Source organism: Streptosporangium minutum (assembly GCF_002149035.1).
Classification (GTDB): domain Bacteria; phylum Actinomycetota; class Actinomycetes; order Streptosporangiales; family Streptosporangiaceae; genus Streptosporangium; species Streptosporangium minutum.
The window spans coordinates 20856-41304 of record NZ_NGFP01000014.1 but is presented as its reverse complement, the minus strand read 5'-3'; the positions used below and the strand labels follow the sequence as shown (position 1 = coordinate 41304).

General features: G+C 62.9%; 15 protein-coding genes. 6 read left to right on the top strand and 9 right to left on the bottom strand.

Annotated elements, in window-relative coordinates:
- The first annotated feature begins 500 nt into the window (after positions 1-500).
- Positions 501-1142, top strand: a complete 642-nt coding sequence (locus CA984_RS05270) for a hypothetical protein (RefSeq protein WP_207620741.1) — start codon at positions 501-503, stop codon at positions 1140-1142.
- Positions 1143-1250: 108 nt separating this feature from the next.
- On the opposite strand, the gene CA984_RS05265 is transcribed toward CA984_RS05270, so the two are convergent.
- From CA984_RS05265 to CA984_RS05245, 5 genes are all read right to left on the bottom strand, one after another.
- The gene (locus CA984_RS05265; RefSeq protein WP_207620740.1) at positions 1251-2144 is read right to left on the bottom strand and encodes an adenine nucleotide alpha hydrolase family protein; all 894 of its coding nucleotides are present in this window, start codon (positions 2142-2144) and stop codon (positions 1251-1253) included.
- A gap of 124 nt (positions 2145-2268) precedes the next feature.
- Positions 2269-2763: a hypothetical protein gene (locus tag CA984_RS05260; protein WP_207620739.1), complete on the bottom strand. Its 495-nt coding sequence runs from the start codon at positions 2761-2763 to the stop codon at positions 2269-2271.
- 347 nt (positions 2764-3110) lie between these two features.
- On the bottom strand, positions 3111-4013 hold the full coding sequence (locus CA984_RS05255) for a phospholipase D family protein (protein WP_086568751.1): 903 nt from the start codon (positions 4011-4013) through the stop codon (positions 3111-3113).
- Positions 4010-5896, bottom strand: coding sequence for an ATP-binding protein (locus CA984_RS05250; RefSeq protein WP_086568748.1), 1887 nt, complete (start codon positions 5894-5896; stop codon positions 4010-4012). Before CA984_RS05250 ends, CA984_RS05255 begins: the two co-directional genes overlap by 4 nt.
- The gene (locus CA984_RS05245) at positions 5881-7605 is read right to left on the bottom strand and encodes a DEAD/DEAH box helicase (RefSeq protein WP_242675747.1); all 1725 of its coding nucleotides are present in this window, start codon (positions 7603-7605) and stop codon (positions 5881-5883) included. The genes CA984_RS05250 and CA984_RS05245 overlap by 16 nt, the downstream gene beginning before the upstream one ends.
- Before the next feature lie 255 nt (positions 7606-7860).
- Between CA984_RS05245 and CA984_RS05240 the strand changes: the two genes are divergently transcribed.
- The 4 genes from CA984_RS05240 to CA984_RS05225 are packed head-to-tail and all read left to right on the top strand — an operon-like array spanning position 7861 to position 14702.
- Positions 7861-9135 (top strand): cysteine desulfurase family protein, encoded by a 1275-nt coding sequence (locus tag CA984_RS05240; RefSeq protein WP_242675746.1) that lies wholly within the window; start codon positions 7861-7863, stop codon positions 9133-9135.
- A 58-nt stretch (positions 9136-9193) separates the two neighbouring features.
- Positions 9194-10294 carry a DUF4007 family protein gene (locus CA984_RS05235; RefSeq protein WP_086568805.1) on the top strand — a complete coding sequence of 367 codons (1101 nt, stop codon included), beginning with the start codon at positions 9194-9196 and terminating at the stop codon, positions 10292-10294.
- Positions 10291-13872 (top strand): hypothetical protein, encoded by a 3582-nt coding sequence (locus CA984_RS05230; RefSeq protein WP_086568744.1) that lies wholly within the window; start codon positions 10291-10293, stop codon positions 13870-13872. The genes CA984_RS05235 and CA984_RS05230 overlap by 4 nt, the downstream gene beginning before the upstream one ends.
- On the top strand, positions 13869-14702 hold the full coding sequence (locus CA984_RS05225; protein ID WP_086568742.1) for a phosphoadenosine phosphosulfate reductase family protein: 834 nt from the start codon (positions 13869-13871) through the stop codon (positions 14700-14702). The genes CA984_RS05230 and CA984_RS05225 overlap by 4 nt, the downstream gene beginning before the upstream one ends.
- Positions 14703-15258: 556 nt before the next feature.
- Here CA984_RS05225 and CA984_RS05220 read toward each other — a convergent pair.
- The gene (locus CA984_RS05220; RefSeq protein WP_207620738.1) at positions 15259-16008 is read right to left on the bottom strand and encodes a DNA phosphorothioation-associated putative methyltransferase; all 750 of its coding nucleotides are present in this window, start codon (positions 16006-16008) and stop codon (positions 15259-15261) included.
- 100 nt (positions 16009-16108) lie between these two features.
- Between CA984_RS05220 and CA984_RS05215 the strand changes: the two genes are divergently transcribed.
- On the top strand, positions 16109-16915 hold the full coding sequence (locus tag CA984_RS05215; RefSeq protein ID WP_086568739.1) for an IS5 family transposase: 807 nt from the start codon (positions 16109-16111) through the stop codon (positions 16913-16915).
- Positions 16916-16924: 9 nt separating this feature from the next.
- Here the strand turns inward: CA984_RS05215 and CA984_RS44435 are convergent, their stop codons facing one another.
- From CA984_RS44435 to CA984_RS45310, 3 genes are all read right to left on the bottom strand, one after another.
- Positions 16925-17227 carry a class I SAM-dependent methyltransferase gene (locus tag CA984_RS44435; protein ID WP_207620737.1) on the bottom strand — a complete coding sequence of 101 codons (303 nt, stop codon included), beginning with the start codon at positions 17225-17227 and terminating at the stop codon, positions 16925-16927.
- A gap of 274 nt (positions 17228-17501) precedes the next feature.
- Entirely contained in the window at positions 17502-18806 is a 1305-nt protein-coding gene (locus CA984_RS47700) for a tetratricopeptide repeat protein (RefSeq protein ID WP_242675745.1), read from the bottom strand.
- Between the two features lie 1232 nt (positions 18807-20038).
- Positions 20039-20446, bottom strand: coding sequence for a hypothetical protein (locus CA984_RS45310; protein WP_133061554.1), 408 nt, complete (start codon positions 20444-20446; stop codon positions 20039-20041).
- Between the last annotated feature and the right edge of the window lie 3 nt (positions 20447-20449).

Below are 20449 nucleotides of genomic sequence, written 5' to 3'. Positions count from 1 at the left end.
ATAATACTTGTCCACGACTGGTTAGGGCGGACCAATCCACCCAGACCCTGTTCGGTTCTCTCATCTCCACTGTGTCCGGTCAACACAACGTGTGGATGAAAGAACAAAACCCCCCAAACCTCTCCTGCACACCCACTTTCCGTGACCTCCGGCGCGTCTACACGACGACGCTAATCCGGAGGTCATCCGTATCCACGTTGCGGTCGCCCGGCTCGGCCACGCCGATCCGTTACACCAACGTGCCCGCCAGCTCGGTCGGTGTTGTCAGTAGGACATGAGACGCTCCCCCTATGACCACCACTCACACGGGGGGCGTCTGCCTGCCCTCGTACCGCACGCTGGTAGCACTCGCGCTGGCTGCGCCCGAGGAACACGTCCGTGAACTCGCCGATTGGGTGTAGGCCTCTGTCGTACGCGGTGGGGCTACCGAACAGGCAGGTTGGGAGAGCGCTTACAAGCGGCTCCGGCTTGCCCAGGGGCTGCGCACAGTGACCTTCGACATGTCGTACGACGACGGGGGCATGTGTGCCGTCGGCAGCGACTTCGACGCCGTCTGGTCGGAGATGGTGGAGGAGTGGCAGCTGCACCTAGTACGGCTCGGCTATGTCCGGGCGGCGCTCGAAGGGCTCGTCAGGGTGCTGCACCCAGACGTCTCTCAGCCCGCTATCGCCATCGAAAGGGCGGCGCACCAGCTATCTCACCGCACCGACATCTGGCCACTGCACGCACGCGAAGTCGCTGAGCACCTCACGGCTCACGCACGGGATCGGGCCGACGGTACCGCTGTGACCGTCGCGTCCGGTGTCGCCCAGGCGATCGCCGTGCACCGTCAGGTGGTGCACGGTCTCGCGGGGGTCCCCGAGCCGACCGACGACGCGGACGCGAAGATCCACGCAGCCAGCCACGAGGAAATTTGCGCCGCCAGGGGGGCGTCCACGGCTGTAATGCTAGGGATCCAGCTGCTGCTGGCGGTAGCGCTGGCCGAAGGGAGCGTCGCGGTTCTCGACGAGGACAAGTATCTCTTCGATGGCAGGTGGGTCCCCGATGGCGCTGGCGGCAGCCGGTGGGTGGATGAAGAGATGCTCTATAGCGAGTACCTCGCGGTTCTCCACCTTGAGGCTGGCGAACCGCCCGAGCTCTGACCGGGTGCTCCAATCTGGCGGTCGGCTCTGTTCCGCATCTGGCAGAAGCAAAAAACGGGCACGGGGCGGAAGCTAGGCTTCAGCCCCGTCTGTCCCTGTCCGGTTGATTCAGGTCATGCACCAGCCGGAGTCGCAGGAACCATCCCCCTCGTCGACGGTGCTGTCTGCCAAGCCGTCTTCAGGGATTGCCTGCGCGAGCGGGCGACCGTACCTCGTGAGATACACGGAATCCCGCCCGAGTGCAGCCCGGCGTTCGTTGATCGTCTCCTCAAGCTGCACCGACAGGGCGAACAGCTCGGGTTCGTGCCTGCGCTGGTGCCGCCACGCGTCGACGGTGCGAAAGGGGCAGAAGAAGCAGGAGCTTTTCGGCGGCACCGGCAGGCCGGCCTCCATAATGATGTGCTCGCAGTCACTCCTGCGCAGCCCAAGATCGAGGAGAGGGTACTCGATGAGCTCGTGAGGCTCTCGTCGGCGCCGGTTGGCGCGGTGGATCTCGTCGAGCGATATACCGATTCCCACCGCACCCGGATGCTCTGCGGTGGCTCCATGCTCTCGGAGCCACCGCCCGATCACCTTGATTTTGAAGTCTGTTGTGCAGTTACGTCGGCCCGGAGCCCCGTTCGCCATGCGCACTGGGATGGGGATCGATCGCGTGGCCGGCCGGTTCATGCGCTGCATGAGCGTCTCGGTGGTTCCGTCACGTCGGCGCCGCCTAAGCTCCTGGACTTCGAGCCCCGCTCGGGCCGCGTACGGGATTGCGATCTCACGAACGTAGGCGAGCGTCGCCGGGTGCTCGCTGTCGTCGCCCACGTTGGCGAAGAGGAAGGTCCGAAAGTCGATCTCTCTACGGGCCGCCAGCACGAGCAGTGCTGTTGATTGCACGCCACCTCCGAAGGAGACGACCTTCACGGCAGTGTGGCTCGGCTGGCCGGAAGCGGCCTGGGGGTCGGAGTCGGCTGAGTCGGCGCTATGGGCTCCGTGGGCGCGCTGCAGAATCGACATGTGAGAGAGATTATTGACTGCAAGCCAGCTTATCAAGTGTTTCTCCCATTGTCGTCGACGAACAGTGGAACCAGCCGCAGGTGGTGTTGGCGGCGTGGGTCGTAACCGTGGGCGGACAGTTGACTCAGGGCTGAGGCTTGATCACGACGGAGTAGCCCTGGGCCAGTACCGATGCGAGGAACTCCACGGCGGCGGCCTGGTCAGCGCTCGTGAACGTTCGTGCTGCGGGCAGCACCTCTTGCGGCGGGCGCACCACGGGGGGATTGCTGGACCTGCGGCCGCGAGGCTTCTGTGGGGCGCGCTGTCCCGCACGCAGCATGGCGATCTCGGCGGTGACGACGGGCCGCTGCCTGCGTTGCGCGTCCGCAAGGATCGTTTCCAAGAGCCAGAGTGGAGAACCGGAGAGGACGAGGTCCGCCTCGGCGATACGTCGCCGGTTGCGCCACCGGGAAACCGCCTGGGCATCTCGACCGAGGACACGGCCTACCTCCTGAATGCCGAGGATGGCAGGCAGTTGTTCGTCATCCTGTAGGGCATAGCCGTGAGGGCTGCTGGCCTTATACGCTCCGAGCTGCCCCTCATCAATTCGACGGTCTCCGACGCCGCTGATGTGCAGCACCGTCGTTAGCAGCCAGTACGGGTTGCCGGAAGCGACTAGGTCGGGCTCGGGAAGTGTGCCTTCTGTGCGCCACTTCTGTGACGTTTGGCGCTCAACTCGGAAAAGGGAAGCGATCTCAGCGTGCCCGAGCAGGTACGGGACCCGCACTTGAGCCATGAGGACCTTCCCAACATCTGCGCTCCTGCCCTAAGACCGCCAGGCGGGGCGCTGCCGCCACACCTGGCTGTCCGTACAGATCCTAGGCACACCAGCGGGTCAGGCCGGGTGGCCGACAGCGGCTCAACATCAATCAGGTTTCGGGTCGTGGTCGACCTCAGTACCGATGCCGGCGTCACTTCAGGGGGCGGTTACGACAGCTCCCGCCCGTGCCTGAGCTCCCACGTTCCTACATCGGTGTAGAAGCGGCCGAAGTGCCGAAGCCACGCGGCAATGGTCTCGGTCGCTCTTTTGGCCTGCTCATCGGTTAAGCCTGCCTGTTCCTGCAGCGCATGCTGCAGGTCCACGTTGGTCAGGCGATCACCCTCCACCAGCGCCCGGAGGGCAGGAATCTCCCGCAGGCGGCTTTCGACCCAGTCTGAGAACTCCGCCTCGGTCAAGCCTGCCGGTACGCCTAGGAACGCGAGGTCCCGCAGGATGGCTGCTTCTACGGATCGCCCGAATCGAGCCCTTCCGCAGTAGTACGGGTAGACGGCCTCCGGGCGTCGTGTAACCGGGTACCAGCCCTGCTGGGCTTCCTCTCGCAGCTGGTCGGAGGCAGCCGGGCGGTGTTCCTTCAGCAGCTCCGCTTGTCTTCTCACCAGGGCGGCCATGTGGGGCGCCGCCTCAATCGCGCATGCCTCGATCTCGGCGAGTACCCGGCCGACTTCCGGATGTGTCGCGGACACCTCGACAAGGATCTCAATGTTCGGATTCGTGACCCGCCCGGTGGCCTTCCCTGTCAGGTTGGCCGACCCGATTAGACAGCGCTCGCCTGTGAGGTAGAGCTTGGCGTGCAAACTCGGGCACAGGGCGATGCGCAGCCGCTTGTCGTCCTCTGCGAGCTCAATGATCTCCGGATCCGACACCCCTGCCGCTACCTCCTCGGGAACCCACCGCGTGATGCACTCGATGCTCTCGACAGAGGCGGGAACGGCGGAGAGTGTAGCTGCCAGAACTTCTCGCTTGATGAAGGGCGCCACAAGGGTTACGCGTCCGTGGGCGCCCGTCATCAGTTCTTCGATCTGCCGCCAGATGTGGGCGGGCTCGGTCACGCGTCGCTGGCCTTCCCGTCCACAAAGTCACGGGCGTACCGTCCCCACTCGCGGCGGGCGTCCGCGATGCGTTCGCGGTCGCGGTCGGGGTAGGTCTCGTCCTCCATACGCGCCCAGGAGAAGAGCAGCAGCTTGAAGGTCTCCGCGACACGGTTGAGCCGGTCGCGCAGGTCGTCCACGTCCGCGTCTTCCGGGACGTCTTCAAGGACGGCCAACAGCTGAGCGTGCAGGGGGTGCTTCTCGTTGAAGATCACCTGCAGCATGCCAGCCATGAGGTCGATGCTGAAGAAGGCGGAGGTGTCCTGGAAGCCGGAGATCCACCGCGCGCGAAGATCCTTCTCAAGGGCCTCCTCGACCATGGACTGCGCAGTGTCCTCGTCAAGGTGGTGCCGCTGGGTGAGGGCCTCGACCTGTTCTTGCCGCTTGGTCTCGGTGGTCGCCCCTTCCTCCAGCTCGTCCGTCTTGCCGGTGTAACCCTCCTCGCTTCGGCGCTTGACGGCGTCGGTGGCCCTAGAAGCGACGTCATCGTCGTGCCGCTTATTGCTCTTACGTGTACCGACCGTCTGCTGCTTCAGCTGCCGCCGGATGGCAGGCAGGAGCTTCTCCTCTAGGTAGAGCACGAGGTCGATGAGAGGAAGACCCGGATCGCTGAACTCGGCAAGGCGCTCCTTGAACCCCTTGAAAGACTCGCCGGCCTCGGCGTGGGCCTTCCAGTCGAAGTGAGCGAGGGAGGAGAAGACAGTGGCGCCCTGCTTGTTATTCGTTACGCCGAAGATAGTGTCGAGTTCCGGCGGGAACTCCACCTCGATGCCCCACCACCGTTCCGTCGGGTCGTACCCAATGGCCCAGGATGCGTCGAGATCGAGTTCCCTGCTCTGGCGTACGAGCGAGATGCCGACGTTGCGCCTGGCGTGCTTGCCCCACGGAAGAGTTCCAGGGTCGGTCGTGCGGCTGATGCCGTCGGGCCACGGCTGCCCTTCGACATTGGCGCGCCGTGCCTCTGGGCGAGCGATGGAGGCCCGGACCGTGATGTTGTGCTTCTTGCCCTCATGGAACACAGGGAAGCGTGTCACGCCGGGCTCGGACTCGCTGCCCATGGAGAAAGGCATGAACATCGGCCTGTCTGAGAACGGCGCCGGGGTGGAAGTGGGCGCCATCAAGTAGAGGGGGTCGTTGGGGACGGCGTGGTATTCGCCGTCGACGACCTTGCCCTCGCGGACGGGCGCCATTCGGATGTCGACGCGTCCGTCGTGTAGGTAGTGCCGGTAGACGCGGCCGATCAGCTCGGCGGTGTTTTTCAGGGTGGCGGCGGCTCCGTACCAGTTGACCTTGTCCAGCTTCGTCCAGACGACGAGCGTGCCGGTGTCACCGAGCCCCTCGCTCAGGTCCCGCCAGTAGTCGGGCAGCGGGTCGTATGTGGGTTCGGGGACATCGTCGATCAGCCCTGCCTCAATCTCTTTGAGATCGAGGTATGTGTGCATGGCGTTGCCCGCGCCGTTGGTCCAGGACCAGACGTCGAGCCGGGTGCACTGGGACATGCTGGAGTTGGGCAGGCCCATGCCGAAACGGCCGATGCGGGCGGGGTCGACGCCCTGCCCGTCACCGTACTTCAGGGCGCGCCGCAGCTGCGGCGGCTCCATGCCGTGGCCGTTGTCGAGGACGGCGATGGTCTCCACGCGGTGGTTGGTCCGAGCGCCGACTTTCACGGGGTTCTCGCAGGCAAAGACCTCCACGAGGGTGGCCTTGGCGTCGATGCTGTTGTCGATCAGTTCGGCGAGGGCGTAGGCAGTGTTTTTGTAGCCGCTGTCCCGCATGGCTTTGACGGTCAGAGAGGGACTGACGATCCGGTAGTTGCTGCCGTCGCTGGTCACGATGTCTCCCATACGTCTTCCCAGTTGGTGAATGCCTCTGCCACATCGCCGAACCCGGGAAGCTCCGGGTTCACGACGGTGATGATCTCGCAGGTGGCGGTGCCGCCAGCCTTTGGGCCGCGGATGACGCGGCCGACCATCTGGCTGTAGAGCACCAGGGACTTGGTCGGGCGGGCGATCACTGCAGCGCTAGCGGCCGGGGCGTCGAAGCCGGTCGTCAGGACCCCGAAGTTACACAGAACCATGGGGCGCCGACCGGCCCCCTTAAACCGAGAGATCACCTGGCTGCGGTGCCGAGGGGAGGACTCGCCGGTCACGAACTCAGCATCGATGCCAGCCGCGGACAGGACGGCCGCGATCAGCCGGCAGTGGTCGACAGAGGCGGCGAACACCAGAATCCGGCGGTGCTGCTTGAGCAGCTCCATGATGGTCTGGACGATCTTGAGGTTCCACTGCTCGTCCCGCGCGAGCTCGGCCATCATCACGGCCGGGATGTCGAACGACCGCGCAAGGAGCTGTTGATCCTGAGCCGACAGGTGCATACCCGGCTCAGAGGCCACTGTCCTCATCAGCGGCTTGGCCAGGTATCCCTGCTCAATCAGGGCTGTCACCGGGTTGGTGTAGCCCTCGATCTCCAACATCACCTTTTGTCGGGAGAAGTAGTCGGAAAGCTCCTCGTCCTTGGATATATCCGCCCAGGTCCGTCCCGGCGTGGCCGTCAACCCCAGGAGGCTAGTGTCATGGCGGATCGTCAGTTCGTCGACCACCCTCTGGAAAGTGGGAGCGATGATCTGATGAGCCTCATCGAAGATGGTCAGGGTGCTGCGTGCCGCAAGGGTGGCCAGGAACTGCGAATCCGACTTGACAGTCGAGACGGCCTTCTCCAGGCCGAGAACGACCAGCCCATCGGTCACCTCCGTGAGCTCTGCAGGGGCGTTGCCCCATACACGAAGAAGGGGGAGCGGACGGTCACCGACCTTGGCCCAGGCGCGTTCAAACTCTGAGGCGGCCTGCTCCAGCAGCTCCTGCCCGTGCGCCAGCCACACCACCACGGTCGGTTCGTGCTGCCGTAGATGATCGCAGATCAGGCTCATGCCTGTTCGGGTCTTGCCAACGCCAGTGGGCAGATGGAGCACTGTCCGCCGCGAGCCGTCGTACAGCAGTTCCTTGACCTGGGCCGCCGCATGACGCTGATGCGGGAACAAGGCATACTCGGGCGCCGCCTCCTGTTTGAACGCCGGCGGGAGGGACGGCACCCGGTCGATCGTGAAGCCGAAGAACTCAAGCAGCTCGCGCCGCTCGTCCGCCGTCCACTTCAGGCTCCGCAGATAGCCCAGCGGTGCCTGCCCATCGCCTACCGAGCCAAGCCGCTGCGCCAGCTCGGCCTGCTTGGGGCTCGGAACCATCTCTATGAGAGTGGAGCGTTCGGCCTCGTCAGCGACCAGGCGCTCGGCGTCGATAGCGATCGGGGCAACGGCCCGCAGCCGGTCGTCTGGCGCTGTGCCCCCCTCGATCAGATCGAGCAGGGCACACAGCTGCTCGCCGAGATGTGCCCGGATGTATGACACCGGCGCACCAGCGAGGAGTGCCTTGAACGACATCCCCGGTGACCAAGCCGTCACGGACTCACCTGCCCGTTGCGTAGCGGACACCAGCCTGCACGCGCCTCGGTCGGCGCAGTCGTCATGAACTTCCACCCCCAGTTCGAGCACGCCAAGCACCGCCCCAAAGTGCCGGCACCGCAACGTCGCAGCGTGCGAACCACCCTAATCAGGGGCGCTGACAACAGGGGCGCTATTAGGCGAAAACCTCAGCCAGGGGCGGGATTTGTCGCTCTCTGACCAGAATCCCCGACCCCTTGGGCTGATCTTGCTGCAGGCAAGCTGCGCGCACCGCACCCAGGTGTAGAACATTCGTTCAGTAGGCGGCCTGTGATGTCACGCGTCTGAGTGATTTCAAGCAGTAGATCTTGCCGCATGGCTAAGATCGGCTTGCTCCTGGTGGAAACCCGGATGCGGGACGAGCTTTCCACCAGCAGTACATTGATGTGCGACACAAGTGACGGGTGGCAGATGATGAACGGGTCTCATGGGGCGGGTATGTCCTACCTTGACTACAATGCCACCGCACCGATCCGGCCTGAGGCTGCTGCAGCCGTCATTGAAGCCATGCAGTCGGTCGGAAACGCCTCAAGCATGCACCAACCGGGACGGCAAGCCGCGCATCGGGTCGACCTTGCTCGTCGACAGCTAGCCGGCCTGCTTAACTGCTCACCGGGCGAGATCATCTTCACGTCCGGGGCTACCGAGGCGAACAACCTGGCCCTCCGCTCTGCCTACACACCTGGAAATTCGCTAGTGACGAGCCCGGCAGAGCATCCTGCTGTTCTGGAGACAGCCCGGATGGTGACCGCCGAGCGACCAGAGGATCTTGTGCTGCTACAGGTCGGCTCCGACGGCCTGGTGGATCTCAACGCCTTGGAGCAGGTCTTCGTGACACGAAGCGGGGGGGTCGTCTCCCTGATGGGAGCGAACAACGAGACCGGTGTCCTAACCGACCTTCGAGTCGTGGCCAAGGCGGTCCGTGAGGCCGGCGCCCTCATTCACACGGACGCCACCCAAATCGTCGGTCGCCTGCCTGTAGACGTTGCTGAACTCGATGTCGACCTGCTGTCGCTGTCGGCCCACAAGTTCGGTGGCCCGCAGGGTGTCGGCGCGCTGTATGTGCGGCGTGGGACGCCACTGCCGCACCGGCCGCTCCTGGTGGGTGGTGGGCAAGAGCGTGGCTGGCGCGCAGGCACTTTGAACGTGGCGGGGATCATCGGTCTGGGTGCTGCAGCCGATGCCGCCCGACGCAACCTTGGTGAGGAAGCCGAGCGTGTCGCCGCACTGCGCGACCGCCTCGAACGCCTGCTGACCCTTGCTCTGCCTGACTGCCGTCTCAATGGCCGGCGGGATCAGCGACTCCCCGGTGTAACGAGTATCACCTTCCCGGGGGTGCCAGCGGATGCCGTGCTGGCGGCCATGCCCGACGTCGCCGCTTCGGAGGGCAGCGCGTGTGCATCCGGTGCCCCGACGCCGAGTCACGTGCTCCTGGCGATGGGACTGTCCCGGGAGGCTGCAGACAGCACGATCCGCTTCTCGCTGGGCTACGCCACCACGGACGCCGAGATTGAGCACGCGGCGCAAGCCGTCGTACGGGCCGTGACTCAGGTTCGTTCCTCGCTGGCCGAAGCCGATGGCCCTCGCTGACTGTTACCCCGTTTAACACCTCGTTAGAGCAATCGCATCGAACATGGAGAGGTTCCGGATGTCAGACAGCCGGCTTGGGGAAGCCGCCCATTTTTCCTTCGCGCGACATGAGACCTTCGCGCCCCGCTTCGGCTGGCTGCACAAGGCGTATACGCAGGTCAAAGATGATCCGAGCGCGTTCCTCGCGGATGACGCCCCGGTGCTGTTCGGTGTGGGCAAGAACATGGTCAACGCCATGCGCTACTGGTCGCGGGCCTTCAAGCTGACCCGCGAGCACTACCCGACGAGCGGGGCGCGCTCCAAGCACTCCTTCCCCACGTGGGAGGCCCGTTGGCTGCTCGACGATGACGGCGCCGACCCCTATCTGGAGGAAAATGGCAGCCTGTGGTTGCTGCACTGGTGGCTGGTCTCTTCCCGTCCCGGGGCCAAATGCTGGGCGCCGACCTGGTACACGTCCTTCCACCTCGCGCCGTTCTCCCGATTCACGGTGGCGGACATGACGCAGGTCGTCACCCGGCATGTGAACTTCTCCTACAAGGAGGGCCCGGTCGAAGCCTCGATCGTCCGTGATATCGACTGCTTGACCAAGATGTACGCGCGCAGCGCTCCGGAGAAGGCCGGCTCCCCCGGCAGCTATGAGGACCTGCTCGCTTGCCCCTTCCGCGACCTTGACCTCCTTACCTTTGTCGGCACGCGTGGCAAGCCGGAGTGGCAGTTCACTAGCGGGCACCGCACCACGCTACCCGCCCGGGTCCTGGCCTATGCCTGCCTCGACTACGCCGCCAAGTTTTCCCGTCAAGCCAACTCGATCTCCGTTGCCCGCCTGGCCAACGAGCCGGGTTCCCCGGGGCGAGCCTTCCGCGTCGGAGAAAACGAGATCGTCATGGCGCTGCAGAAGGTCGCCGCGGACCACCCGCAACTCAACCTGACCGAGGCCGTGGGACAGCGCAGCCTCGCGTTCGCGGCCGACCCCTTCGCACTGGCTTGGGAAGTGCTCGACGAGCAGTACGACTTCGTCACCCGCTGCCCCAGTTTCCCTACCCGCGAAGAATGGGCCGCCAAGTTCCCCAGGCTCGCCGAGGCCGAGCAGAAGGAACTCACCGCCAACACCGCCAATATCGCCGACACCGCCGAGCCACTCTTTGAGGAGACCGCGTGACCACCGCAACCCCCACGCGGACCCCCGGCAGCCCCACGACCTCCGCCCCGCAGTTCCCCGCTGGCCTCGAACTCGTCGGCTCTCAGATGCGCTCGACGAACCTCGAGCGGGACGTCACGGACGCCCTACACGACCCCTACGTCGGCGCCCGGGCGGTCGACGTTCTGGAACGCATCGCGAGCGCACTTGCCGACCAACGCCGGACCCGCGCCTGGTCGTTCACCGGGCCATACGGATCCGGTAAGTCCACTCTGTCCAACTTCATCGATGCCTTGCTCGGGCGGGACGCCCAGCGGCGCAGCGAGGCCGAGCGCATCCTCGACGAGTCTAGCCCCGCCCTCGCTCAGCGCCTGGCCGCAGCACGCGACGCCATCGCCCCTGACGGGTTCCTCGGTGGCGTAGCCACCGCACGCCGTGAACCCCTGGTCGCCACGCTCGCCCGGGCCCTCCACACCGCGGCGGAGCGACGCTGGGGCAAGCGCATCTCGAAAGCCATCGCCGCGGCCCTCGCGGCGTGCGCGGACCCGGACACTGCCAGCGCCAAGGACATCCTCGACGCGGTTGCCGCACTGACGGCGGACGGGCAGCAGCCCCTGCTCCTCGTCATCGACGAGTTCGGCAAGACGCTGGAACACCTCGCTGGCCACAACGAGTTCGCTGATGCCCAGCACGACCTGTTCTTGCTGCAGGAACTCGCGGAGAAGTCGGCCGGCCCCAATGGGCTGCCCGTCTACCTAATGACCCTGCAACACCTGTCGTTCATGGACTACGCCTCACGGTCCAGCGAACTCAAAACCCGTGAATGGGCCAAGATCCAAGGGCGCTTCGAGGACATCACCTTCGTCCCTCACTACGGCGACTCCCTACACCTGCTGCGGCGCTACCTCGACCACTCGGCGGTCAGCCCAGCAGGACAGGCACTGATTACCGCGTCGGCCCAAGCGTCCGCGGAAATTTGGACGGACCATGGCCTAGGGGTCCTGGCTGAACTCGGACCCGAACACTTCGCGGACCTCTATCCGCTGCACCCCATCACGGCCCTCGCCGCACCGATCCTCGCTGCCCAAATTGGCCAGCACGACCGCAGCATCTCAGGCTTCCTCAACAGCGGGGAACCGAATACCGTCCGCCACTCGCTGGCCCGGCACAGCAGCGAGAAGGCCGACCGTGCCAGCACGGTGCGACTGCCGCAGCTGTACGACTACTTCCTCAACTCTGGGCGAACCACCCTGCTCGCTTCCGCCAACGCGAGCCGGTGGATCGAGGTCGACTCGCGCATCCGGGACGCCAACGGCCTCCCGGACCCCGATCAGGACGTTCTGAAGACCATCGGTGTCCTCAACCTGATCGACTCCGATGGGGTCCTCAGCGCCACCGCGCCGATGATCCACTTCGCTCTCCACGATCCCACTGAGGTCGCTGACCCCGATGCCTTCACGGCGCTCGAAGAGCGACTCGCCGACCTTGTCCGCCGGGGTTTCGTGGTCCACCGTGAGTTCAGTGGCGAGTACCGGGTCTGGCAGGGCACGGACGTCGATATCGACGGCCGGCTCAAGGAAATCATTAGCCACTTCGATGACGCCTCGGTCATCGATCGTCTCGCCAGTCTCGTCCCGCAAGCATTCGTGGCTGGCCGCCATAGCCAGGTCACCGGCATGATGCGCGTGTTCTACACTGCGGTCAGCGGTCCGGAGACCAAGACAGTTGCCGCCCCGGACAAGTTGAAGGAGCCTGCCGACGGTCTCGTCGTCTTCCACCTCGGCACCGATGCCGACCGGCCGAACGTCGACTCGCCCCTGCCAGTGCTCGTCAGCACCACGCCACACCCTGACGTGGTGCTCACGACGGCGACCTACCTGGTCGCGCTGAAGGAACTCAGCAATGACCAGGGCCTCGACCACGTCGCCCGGCGGGAAGTCACCGAGCGGATTGTGCAGGCCGAAGCGGAACTGCGGGAGCTGATGCAGGATGCCTTCTACCCGCCATCCTCCGAGGCGTCGTGGAGCCTGTGGCATAGCGGCATCGCCCCTGGCGAAGAACCAGCCGCCTCCAACCTGACGGCCCGGAGCCTCAGCGGACTGGTCTCCCTGGCCTGCGAATCGGTGTACCCGCACACGCCCCACATCCGCAACGAGATGCTCGGCCGCCATGTCCTGACCAGCCAGGCCGCCCAGGCTCGCGGCATACTGCTGACGGCCATGTTCTCTGCATCAGGGCAGAAGAACCTTGGCTTCACTGGCGGCTATAAGCCCGAGCGCGCCATGTACAGCGGCGTGCTGGCCTACCTCGGCCTGCACCGCGAGAACGGCGTAGCCCAGGCCGAGAGCCATCAGGAAAGCCTGCTTCCCTACGGCTTCTCCTCGCCTGGGGAAGGCCACGAGCACGCCCAGCCCGCCTGGAACGCGTTGAACGAGGTACTCACCGGTGCCACCGAGCGCCTGAGCATCGAGGAGGTCATCCGGACCCTGATGAGCCCGCCCTTCGGGCTCAAGGCCGGAGTCATTCCGGTGTTCCTCGTGCCAGCCCTCGTCATCCACCGGCACGATGTCGCCCTGTTCGAGGAAGGCACCTACCTGCCCCGGCTGACCATCGACGTGGTCGAACGCCTCGTTAAGGGCCCGGGACGCTTCTCGGTGAAGTACACGCCGGCCGGAGACGGCCAGCGCGGCAGCATTATTAAGAAGCTGATGATCTCCCTCGGCGTGGAAACACCACGCTCCAAGGCTCTACGCAACCCAGACCTGCTCGCGGTCGCCAGTGCCCTGATCATGCGGGTGGCCGATCTCAACAAGTACGCCCGCACTACCAAGAACATCTCTGCCGATGCTCGCGCCGTGCGCGCGACCATCGCGAAGGCGGTGGACCCCGACAAGCTGGTCTTCCATGCACTGCCGAAAGCTCTCGGTCTCCCCGAGGTCCCGGCACGCACGCGCGGCAACACGGAAGCGGCGACCACTTACGTCGAACGCCTCACCGCGGCTGCGGACGAACTCGTCGCGATCGACAATCGGCTGCGCGCCGAGGTCGTCCGAGTACTGGCCAAGGAGTTCCGTCTGCTGGCCGAACTGTCCCAGCTGCGTACCCAGCTCGCGGCCCGTCTGCGAGGCTTCGCAGACGCCGTGCTGGCACCAGAACTGCGGGGCTTCGTCGACTTCGTCCTCAGTGACAGCCTCGAAGACGACGACTGGCTTGAGCCCATCGTTGTACGCCTGACCAACTCCGCCCTCGGAGACTGGGACGACCACGAAGCCAAGGTCTTCCCCCAGAAAGCCCGGACGATGGCTGCAGCCCTCGACCGCGTCGGGCACCTGCACTATGCCGGGCGTGAGATCCGTGGCCGGGAAGAGAAGCTCGACGCGCAGCTGTTGACCTTGACCGACAGCGCCGGCGTAGAGCAGCGCACCCTGGTCTACGTGCCCGAGCAGGTCCGTGGCGAGGCCGACACCCTCGCCGTCGACGTTCTGAAGCAGGCCGAGAAGGCGCTCGGCCCGGATGGCGCACGCATTCTGCTAGCTGCCCTGGCCCAGCGCGTGACCGATGCCGCCACAGCGGCGAGTGAAAGGAAGGCAGAGGGATGACCGAAGGAGTCGACACCAAGAAGGTCCGGCACGTGCTCGGTATCTCGGGCGGCAAGGACTCTTCCGCGCTCGCTGTCTATATGCGCGACCGAGTCCCGGAGATGGAGTACTTCTTCTGCGACACCGGCGCCGAACTGCCTGAGACCTACGAGTACCTCAATCGGCTTGAGGCCGCCTTGGGCAAGTCGATCGTGCGGCTGAACGCCGACCGCGACTTCGACCACTGGATGGAGGTCTACCAGGGCACTCTGCCCAGCCCCCAGATGCGCTGGTGCACCAAGAACCTAAAGATCAAGCCTCTGGAAGACTGGGTCGGTGATGACAAGGTCATCTCCTACGTCGCCATCCGCGCCGACGAGAACCGCCTCGGCTACGTCAGCACCAAGCCGAATATTGAAGCCGTCTTTCCCTTCCGCGAGGACGGCATCGACAAGGACGGAGTGATGCGGATCCTCGACGAGGCTGGCATCGGTCTTCCCGACTACTACGAGTGGCGCACTCGCTCAGGCTGCTACTTCTGCTTCTTCCAGCGCAAGCACGAGTGGGTCGGCCTCAAGGAGCGGCACCCCGACCTGTACGAACGGGCCGTCGAGTACGAGGAGAAGGTCCGATACCGCCACACCGCCATGAAGGGCCGCAACTACACCTGGTCGCAGGGGGAGTCCCTTCCGGAGCTGATAGCGCGCAAAGACGAGATCGAGGCCAAGCACCAAGCAGCGTTGGAGCGCGCCGCCAAGCGCATCAAGCCCAACCGGCCCCTCCTGGAAGTCCTCAGTGACGCCCTCGACTCCGATGATGACGAGGCTGGCTGCTCCGTCTGCCACCTCTGATAGGACTGGCGCCCGTACCCAATCGCTCAGGCCCACCTCGCGGATGCTCTTCGCGAGGCGGGCCGTTGCCGTCAGTCGTTCGTGGACACCAGACATCGAACGACTGACTGCTCTTGGAAGGTGGCGTCCGACAACAGCAGACCCATCGCTCGCTCGATGAGGGGTGAACGGCTCACGCGGTCATCGATCTCAAATCCTTGTCACTATCTAAGATGTAGCAATCGATGACTGCGTAGCACCCGACCGCATCGATTCAGTGCCTCCCACCAGCCATCTTCGGTGCCGATCAAGTGTGGTTGCTCATAAAGACCTGCTTTGATCTCGGCGTCAGTCAGCCTCCTGTATTTAGGCGCGTCGGGGTCGTCAGATGCTAGGAACTCGTGCTTGCGGTGAAGCAGCGGCCGGTTGGTTGAATTGGCGTATGACAGAAATGAAGACTTCAGTGTTTTCAGGTCAACGGTGTAGGACGACAGCAAATGAGGATGTTGATCGGTTTCGAAGTCGGGATAGTCCAGCCAGCTGACTCCCCGGCCTTGATGCCGGAGCTTCGCGATGGTCAAGTCGGCGGGACGGCCGCGATGCTGGCGCAGCGCTCGTATAGGCGGAGTACGACAGGCATGCGGTGGATCGCACGTCGATGGACGTACAACGCAGTCGGGGTAAATTTCCCAGCCACCGAGCCCGTCATGGCCCGCCGTACGTATCCGTCGTCACGCAGCTTGAGCAACAGCCGGTCGGTGCGCTGACAGGCTTCGGCGTAGAAGGAAAAGAAAGTACGTACATCGAGCTGGACCGTCAAGGGCAGGCTGCTAGAGGGGCCGCGACCGTGGAACAGCTCGACGGCTAGGAAGAGCAACGTATCCAGTGTGGTCCTCTTGACTCCAGCCTCGACCTTTGTCGGGTCCGCCGATTGGTTCACAAGGCGGTGCAGCTCACTTGGACCCAGACTGCCAAGAAGCCCTGCCATTGCAAGAGGCATCTCTTCTAGGCGAGGAATACGCCCACGCCGCTCCAGATAGTCCACGACGGCAGCGATGGCTGAGGTCGCATCCTCAGAGGAGAGCCACTCCGAGCTGGATGTTACCCGTCGGGCCATGTAGCGTAGGCGAGCGTCGTCGCTTTTGAACGCATACACGATGCCCGGTGCGGCCGACAGGCATCGCACGTTGGTCGTGTCCTGGACGTAGTCGCGGAGCTCGCCCGCCGCAAACAGATACTGAAACGTGTTGCGGCTGGTGAGGATCCCGTCGCCGTGCTCCTCACCCTTGATCTGGTTGCGCTCCCAACGAAGGCGCGCAGATACCACCAGCGCTGTCTTAGAACGTGTTTGAGAGGTGATCGTGAAGCCACTCCGTGAGGGGGTAGGAGCACAGGCATGACACGACGCCCCTTTCTACCCCTCTGATCTGACCGATGAGCAGTGGGCGCTGATCGAACCGCTGCTTCCCGTCCCGCACTGGGACGGCCGCAAGGAGAAACATCCGCGCCGGGAGATGGTGGATGCGATCTTGTATGTCGTGCGTACCGGCTGCGCCTGGCGGCAGCTGCCGGCCGATTTCCCGCCCTGGCAGACGGTGTACTGGCACTTCGTCCGCTGGGAGGAGCAGGGCGTGACCCAGCGGATCGTCGACGTCCTACGGCGGCGGGTCCGCCGCAGCGCCGGCCGCCAGGACGAGCCGTCGGCGGCGGTGATGGACAGCCAGAGCGTCAAGGGCGCCGACACCGTCGGGGCCGACAGCCGCGGCTACGACGCGAACAAGAAGACAGGCGGCCGCAAGCGGTTCGTGGTCACCGACACGCTCGGCCTGCTGCTGGCGGTGATGGTCCGTCCGGCCAGTGTGCAGGACCGCGCCGGGGCCACGACCCTGTTGCTGGGGTTGTACCTGACCGGTGCCTGCCGGGTCGTCTTCGCCGATCAGGGCTTTTCCGGGCGGCTGGTGGTCTGGGCGCGTGAGGTGCTGGGCATCATCGTGCACATCGTGGCCAAGCCCGCTGACCAGCGCGGTTTTCAGGTGCATTCCAGGCGGTGGGTGGTCGAGCGGGCGCTGGCGTGGCTGATGATGCACCGGCGGCTGGCGCGCGACTACGAGCGGCAGGCACCGACGAGCGAGGCGATGGTGCGGTGGGCGGCGATCAGCACGCTGCTGCGGCGTATCACCCGGGGTCATCCCGTCCAACGGTCCGGAGCGCGCCCACTCGAATGGACCCACTAAAGCCGATGATCAGCTCTCAAACACCTTCTTAGCCAGCTCCCATGCGCGCTTCAGGGTGCGTTGTCGCTCGGCGCGGTCTTCGATCACGTTCACAACGTAGGTAAGCAGCACGATGTCGGCTGGCTCCAAGCGCCCGTCCGGGAAGTAGACCGGGTCCCACCCGGAGACATCGAGATCTAGACCTTGCAGAGCGCGTATTTCTCCGCCCCGACCACAGCCGTAATCGAGAACGGACGTTCCTGGGACCAACTGCAAATCGATCACAGCTTGTCGGGCCGGCGCCGACATGCCGGTGCGGCCAATCGCTGTCAACTGCCTATTGCTGCGCCACCCTTGTCGTGTCATCGATGCCTCTCACCCCGTAAGACGGTTCGAAGGCGACTTGGCTGGAGCACCTCACCGCCTTATCAAGGGGTCGATCTTGCCTGCATCGTCGAACCTATGCGGTAGATCCCCCGCTGCGAGGGATGTTTATACCCTCCGCCTCCAATGATGCCTGGCAATAGGTGATCGAGCTCTCCCTACCGAAGCCGAACACCGCGGCTGCCCGAAAGAACCATCCTTGTGGGGAGCTCTAGCCGATATATTACAAACTCCTGATTCTGCGCACCTCGTTGTCGACTTCCCTGGCCTCATTGAAACGATTCTCATCGATAAGTGCAATGCAGAGTATGTGGAGAATCGATAGGAGGAGGTCGGCATTGTTGCTTGTTCGACAGAGCTCTGCAGCCTTGTAATAATAGTCGATTGCCTCACCGGCGCGATCCGCGCATAGAAGCATAAATCCTAGCGACTCAAGCGCCGCTATCCTGTTCTCATCATCTCCTGTCGATGTAAAGGATCGAATAGCGTCCTGATAAGCGGCAGTTGCTTCTGACAATTTGTCCGCGCGGTCTAGGGCCCTTGCCAGGTTCAACCAAGCCTGGCCGAGAGCATGGATGTCGGAGCCTTCGATAGATATGTCTACGTCTTCGCGATAAGCATTGATTGCTTCATCTATGCGGCCCATGGCATGAAGCGCATTTCCCAGACTACCCCATGCGGCAGCCTCGCCGTGTTTATCGCCTGTACTACAATAAAAGTCCAGCGCATGTCGATGCTCTATCTCTGCCTCTTGGAAACGGCCGGCCTTGAGAAGAGCGGTGCCATAGAGATTCTTAAGAGCCGCAAGGTTGCGGGGATCTCCGCTCTCTTGCGCCATTCTTACTGCCTCTCGATGCATGGCGAGTGCTTCCTGTAGCCCATGCATATCTAACTCGAGCGCCGCAGCGTAGTTGCCAAGAGCTCCAGACAGATGCTGATGATCATCAAGCTTACGGAAAAGTTCGTAGGTCTGTCGGCTGGCCTCAACGGCATCGGCTATGCGTTCAGATTCACGGCAAGCCATGCCGTAGGTGTTGAGAGAAGCAGCTTCACCACGTTGGTCATGCCGACTGCGAAAGAATTCGACCGCTTCCTGGCTTACAGTGATCGCACGACTGAAATCTCGATTGTGATGATATGCCAAAGCTAGATTGTTCATCGCCCATCCTTCACTTAGGGCGGTTTTGTGTTGGCGAATGAAATCGAGACCGGAGACTGCGACTCTGATCCAGTCATCAAAATAACGGTAGAGGTGAAAGAACTGGCCCAGTGTAAGAGACATCGCTGCGCTAAGCTCGTGTGGAATGACGGCGGTTGCTACTAGATTGCTGTATTCTTCTTGCAGCCACTTCACTTCGTCTGAACGATGCTCTGGTGCAGTGAAGCTTTCATGTCCTAGCTCTGCTATCGCTTGCTCCGCAGTGGCGAGATAGAAGAAAAGCAGTCTTTCTTGTGCTTGATGGCGCTGATCTTCGTTACTCATGGCGTTTCCACGCTCATCAGCATAGATTCGAATCAGATCATGCATTCGCCATCGTCCCCAAGAGCGGCCGACCTCAATAAGATGAGCGCGCGCTAGGTCTTGTAGAAGAATCTCTGCCTCGGAATTCTTCGACAGATGGACGGTAGCTCTAGTGGAGATATCTGGCCCGCTGTTAATCGTTAAGAGACGAAAGAGCTTAGCATGTTGAGAAGTAAGCTGCTCGTAGGACAAATCGAACGCGGCCCGTACAGCCCGCTCTTCGCGGGAGAGCTTGCTGAGTCGGGTATGTGTGGCTTCAAGAGCCTTAGCGAGGGATGCCAATGGGCGTAGAGTGAAATCGGCAAGAAGAGCTGCCGATATTTGGAGAGCAAGTGGGAGGTACCCACACAGTTCCACTATCTGCTGCGCAGCCTCCGGCTCTTTCTCAACCCGAGAATCCTGACTTCCGTGCGATTGTTTTAGTACACTATGTATGAGCCTTTTGGCGTCGGGAGCATCCAGGACCGACAACTCGTGGACGCGTGCGCCCAAGGCGAGTGTATGTCTTGATGTGACTATTGCACGACCGCTCGAGGGCAACAGGGATAGGACCTGCTCAATACTAGAAGCGTTATCGGCGATGATTAGGACATCCCTGCCCTGGTCAGATAAAGCGGAAAGAGCGGAACGATACAACCGTGCTCGGTCTTGGGTGTCCGCAGGTATATGCTCTCCAGATACGCCTAGTGCTTCAAGGAATGCCGCTAGAGCGCGTTCTGGGGATAGACGTCTGTGGTTGTCGTAGCCGAATAGATCTATGAACAGGACACCCCCGCGGAACCAGCCCTTATCCTTTATCGCGCGCTGCGCTGCTTGCAAAACGAGCTCAGTCTTTCCTATCCCAGGCATTCCTGTAACGAGCGAAACGCCTATGCCGTGATCTGGAGCAATTGACCCCAGCAGAGCGTCGAGTTCAAGTGTCCTCCCTACAAATGTCTCAGAATGGCGAGGAAGGCCCTCCAGTGCTGGAGTTGTCCGAAGAGGGAGGTGGACGGATATATCTCTTCCTTGGATTACGGTGTCGAAATATATTCCGCCACGGATCTGGTTATTTGTGCTGTTTTCGTCGAAAGTACCGGTTGTGCCGTTGGCGGCTTCCATTGCGTACTCCGATTGCTCTGCTTCGGTGGAATGTCTACTTCGTTAGGATTGTGGGTATTTCCTGTCCCGCTGTACCTTGTGGCCGTTTAACGTTCATGCGACTAATCGGAGGATGCGAGCGATGTGCCCGCGGTGAGTTATGTTTTATCGCTATCTTGGGTTTCGTCCGTTTGTGGCGGGTTCGATGATGATGGTGGTGCTTGTTGTGAGGCTTTATGGTTCGAGACTTCTATATCGCGACCTTGAATGACAGGGCCGAAAAATGAGCCCCCCATTATGTTGTTATTTATACTGCCGAACTGGGTCTTCTCTGGTTCGCTGGCGGGCGTAGACTCGGACAGTTGTGCGGCATTGATTCGCTTATTGCGCTCCGTGACAGTTCCATAGATCGCTAGAGCCAGTCCAGCCAGACCAACGAACACCCCAACCACACTGGCCGTTTTGTCGGCTTCATCCAGTTCGATTTGGTAGAAGTAGATAGCCATGCTGACAGCGGTGGCTGCAACGAGGATTATGCCTATCCACTTCAGGACACGTTCCGTCACTAG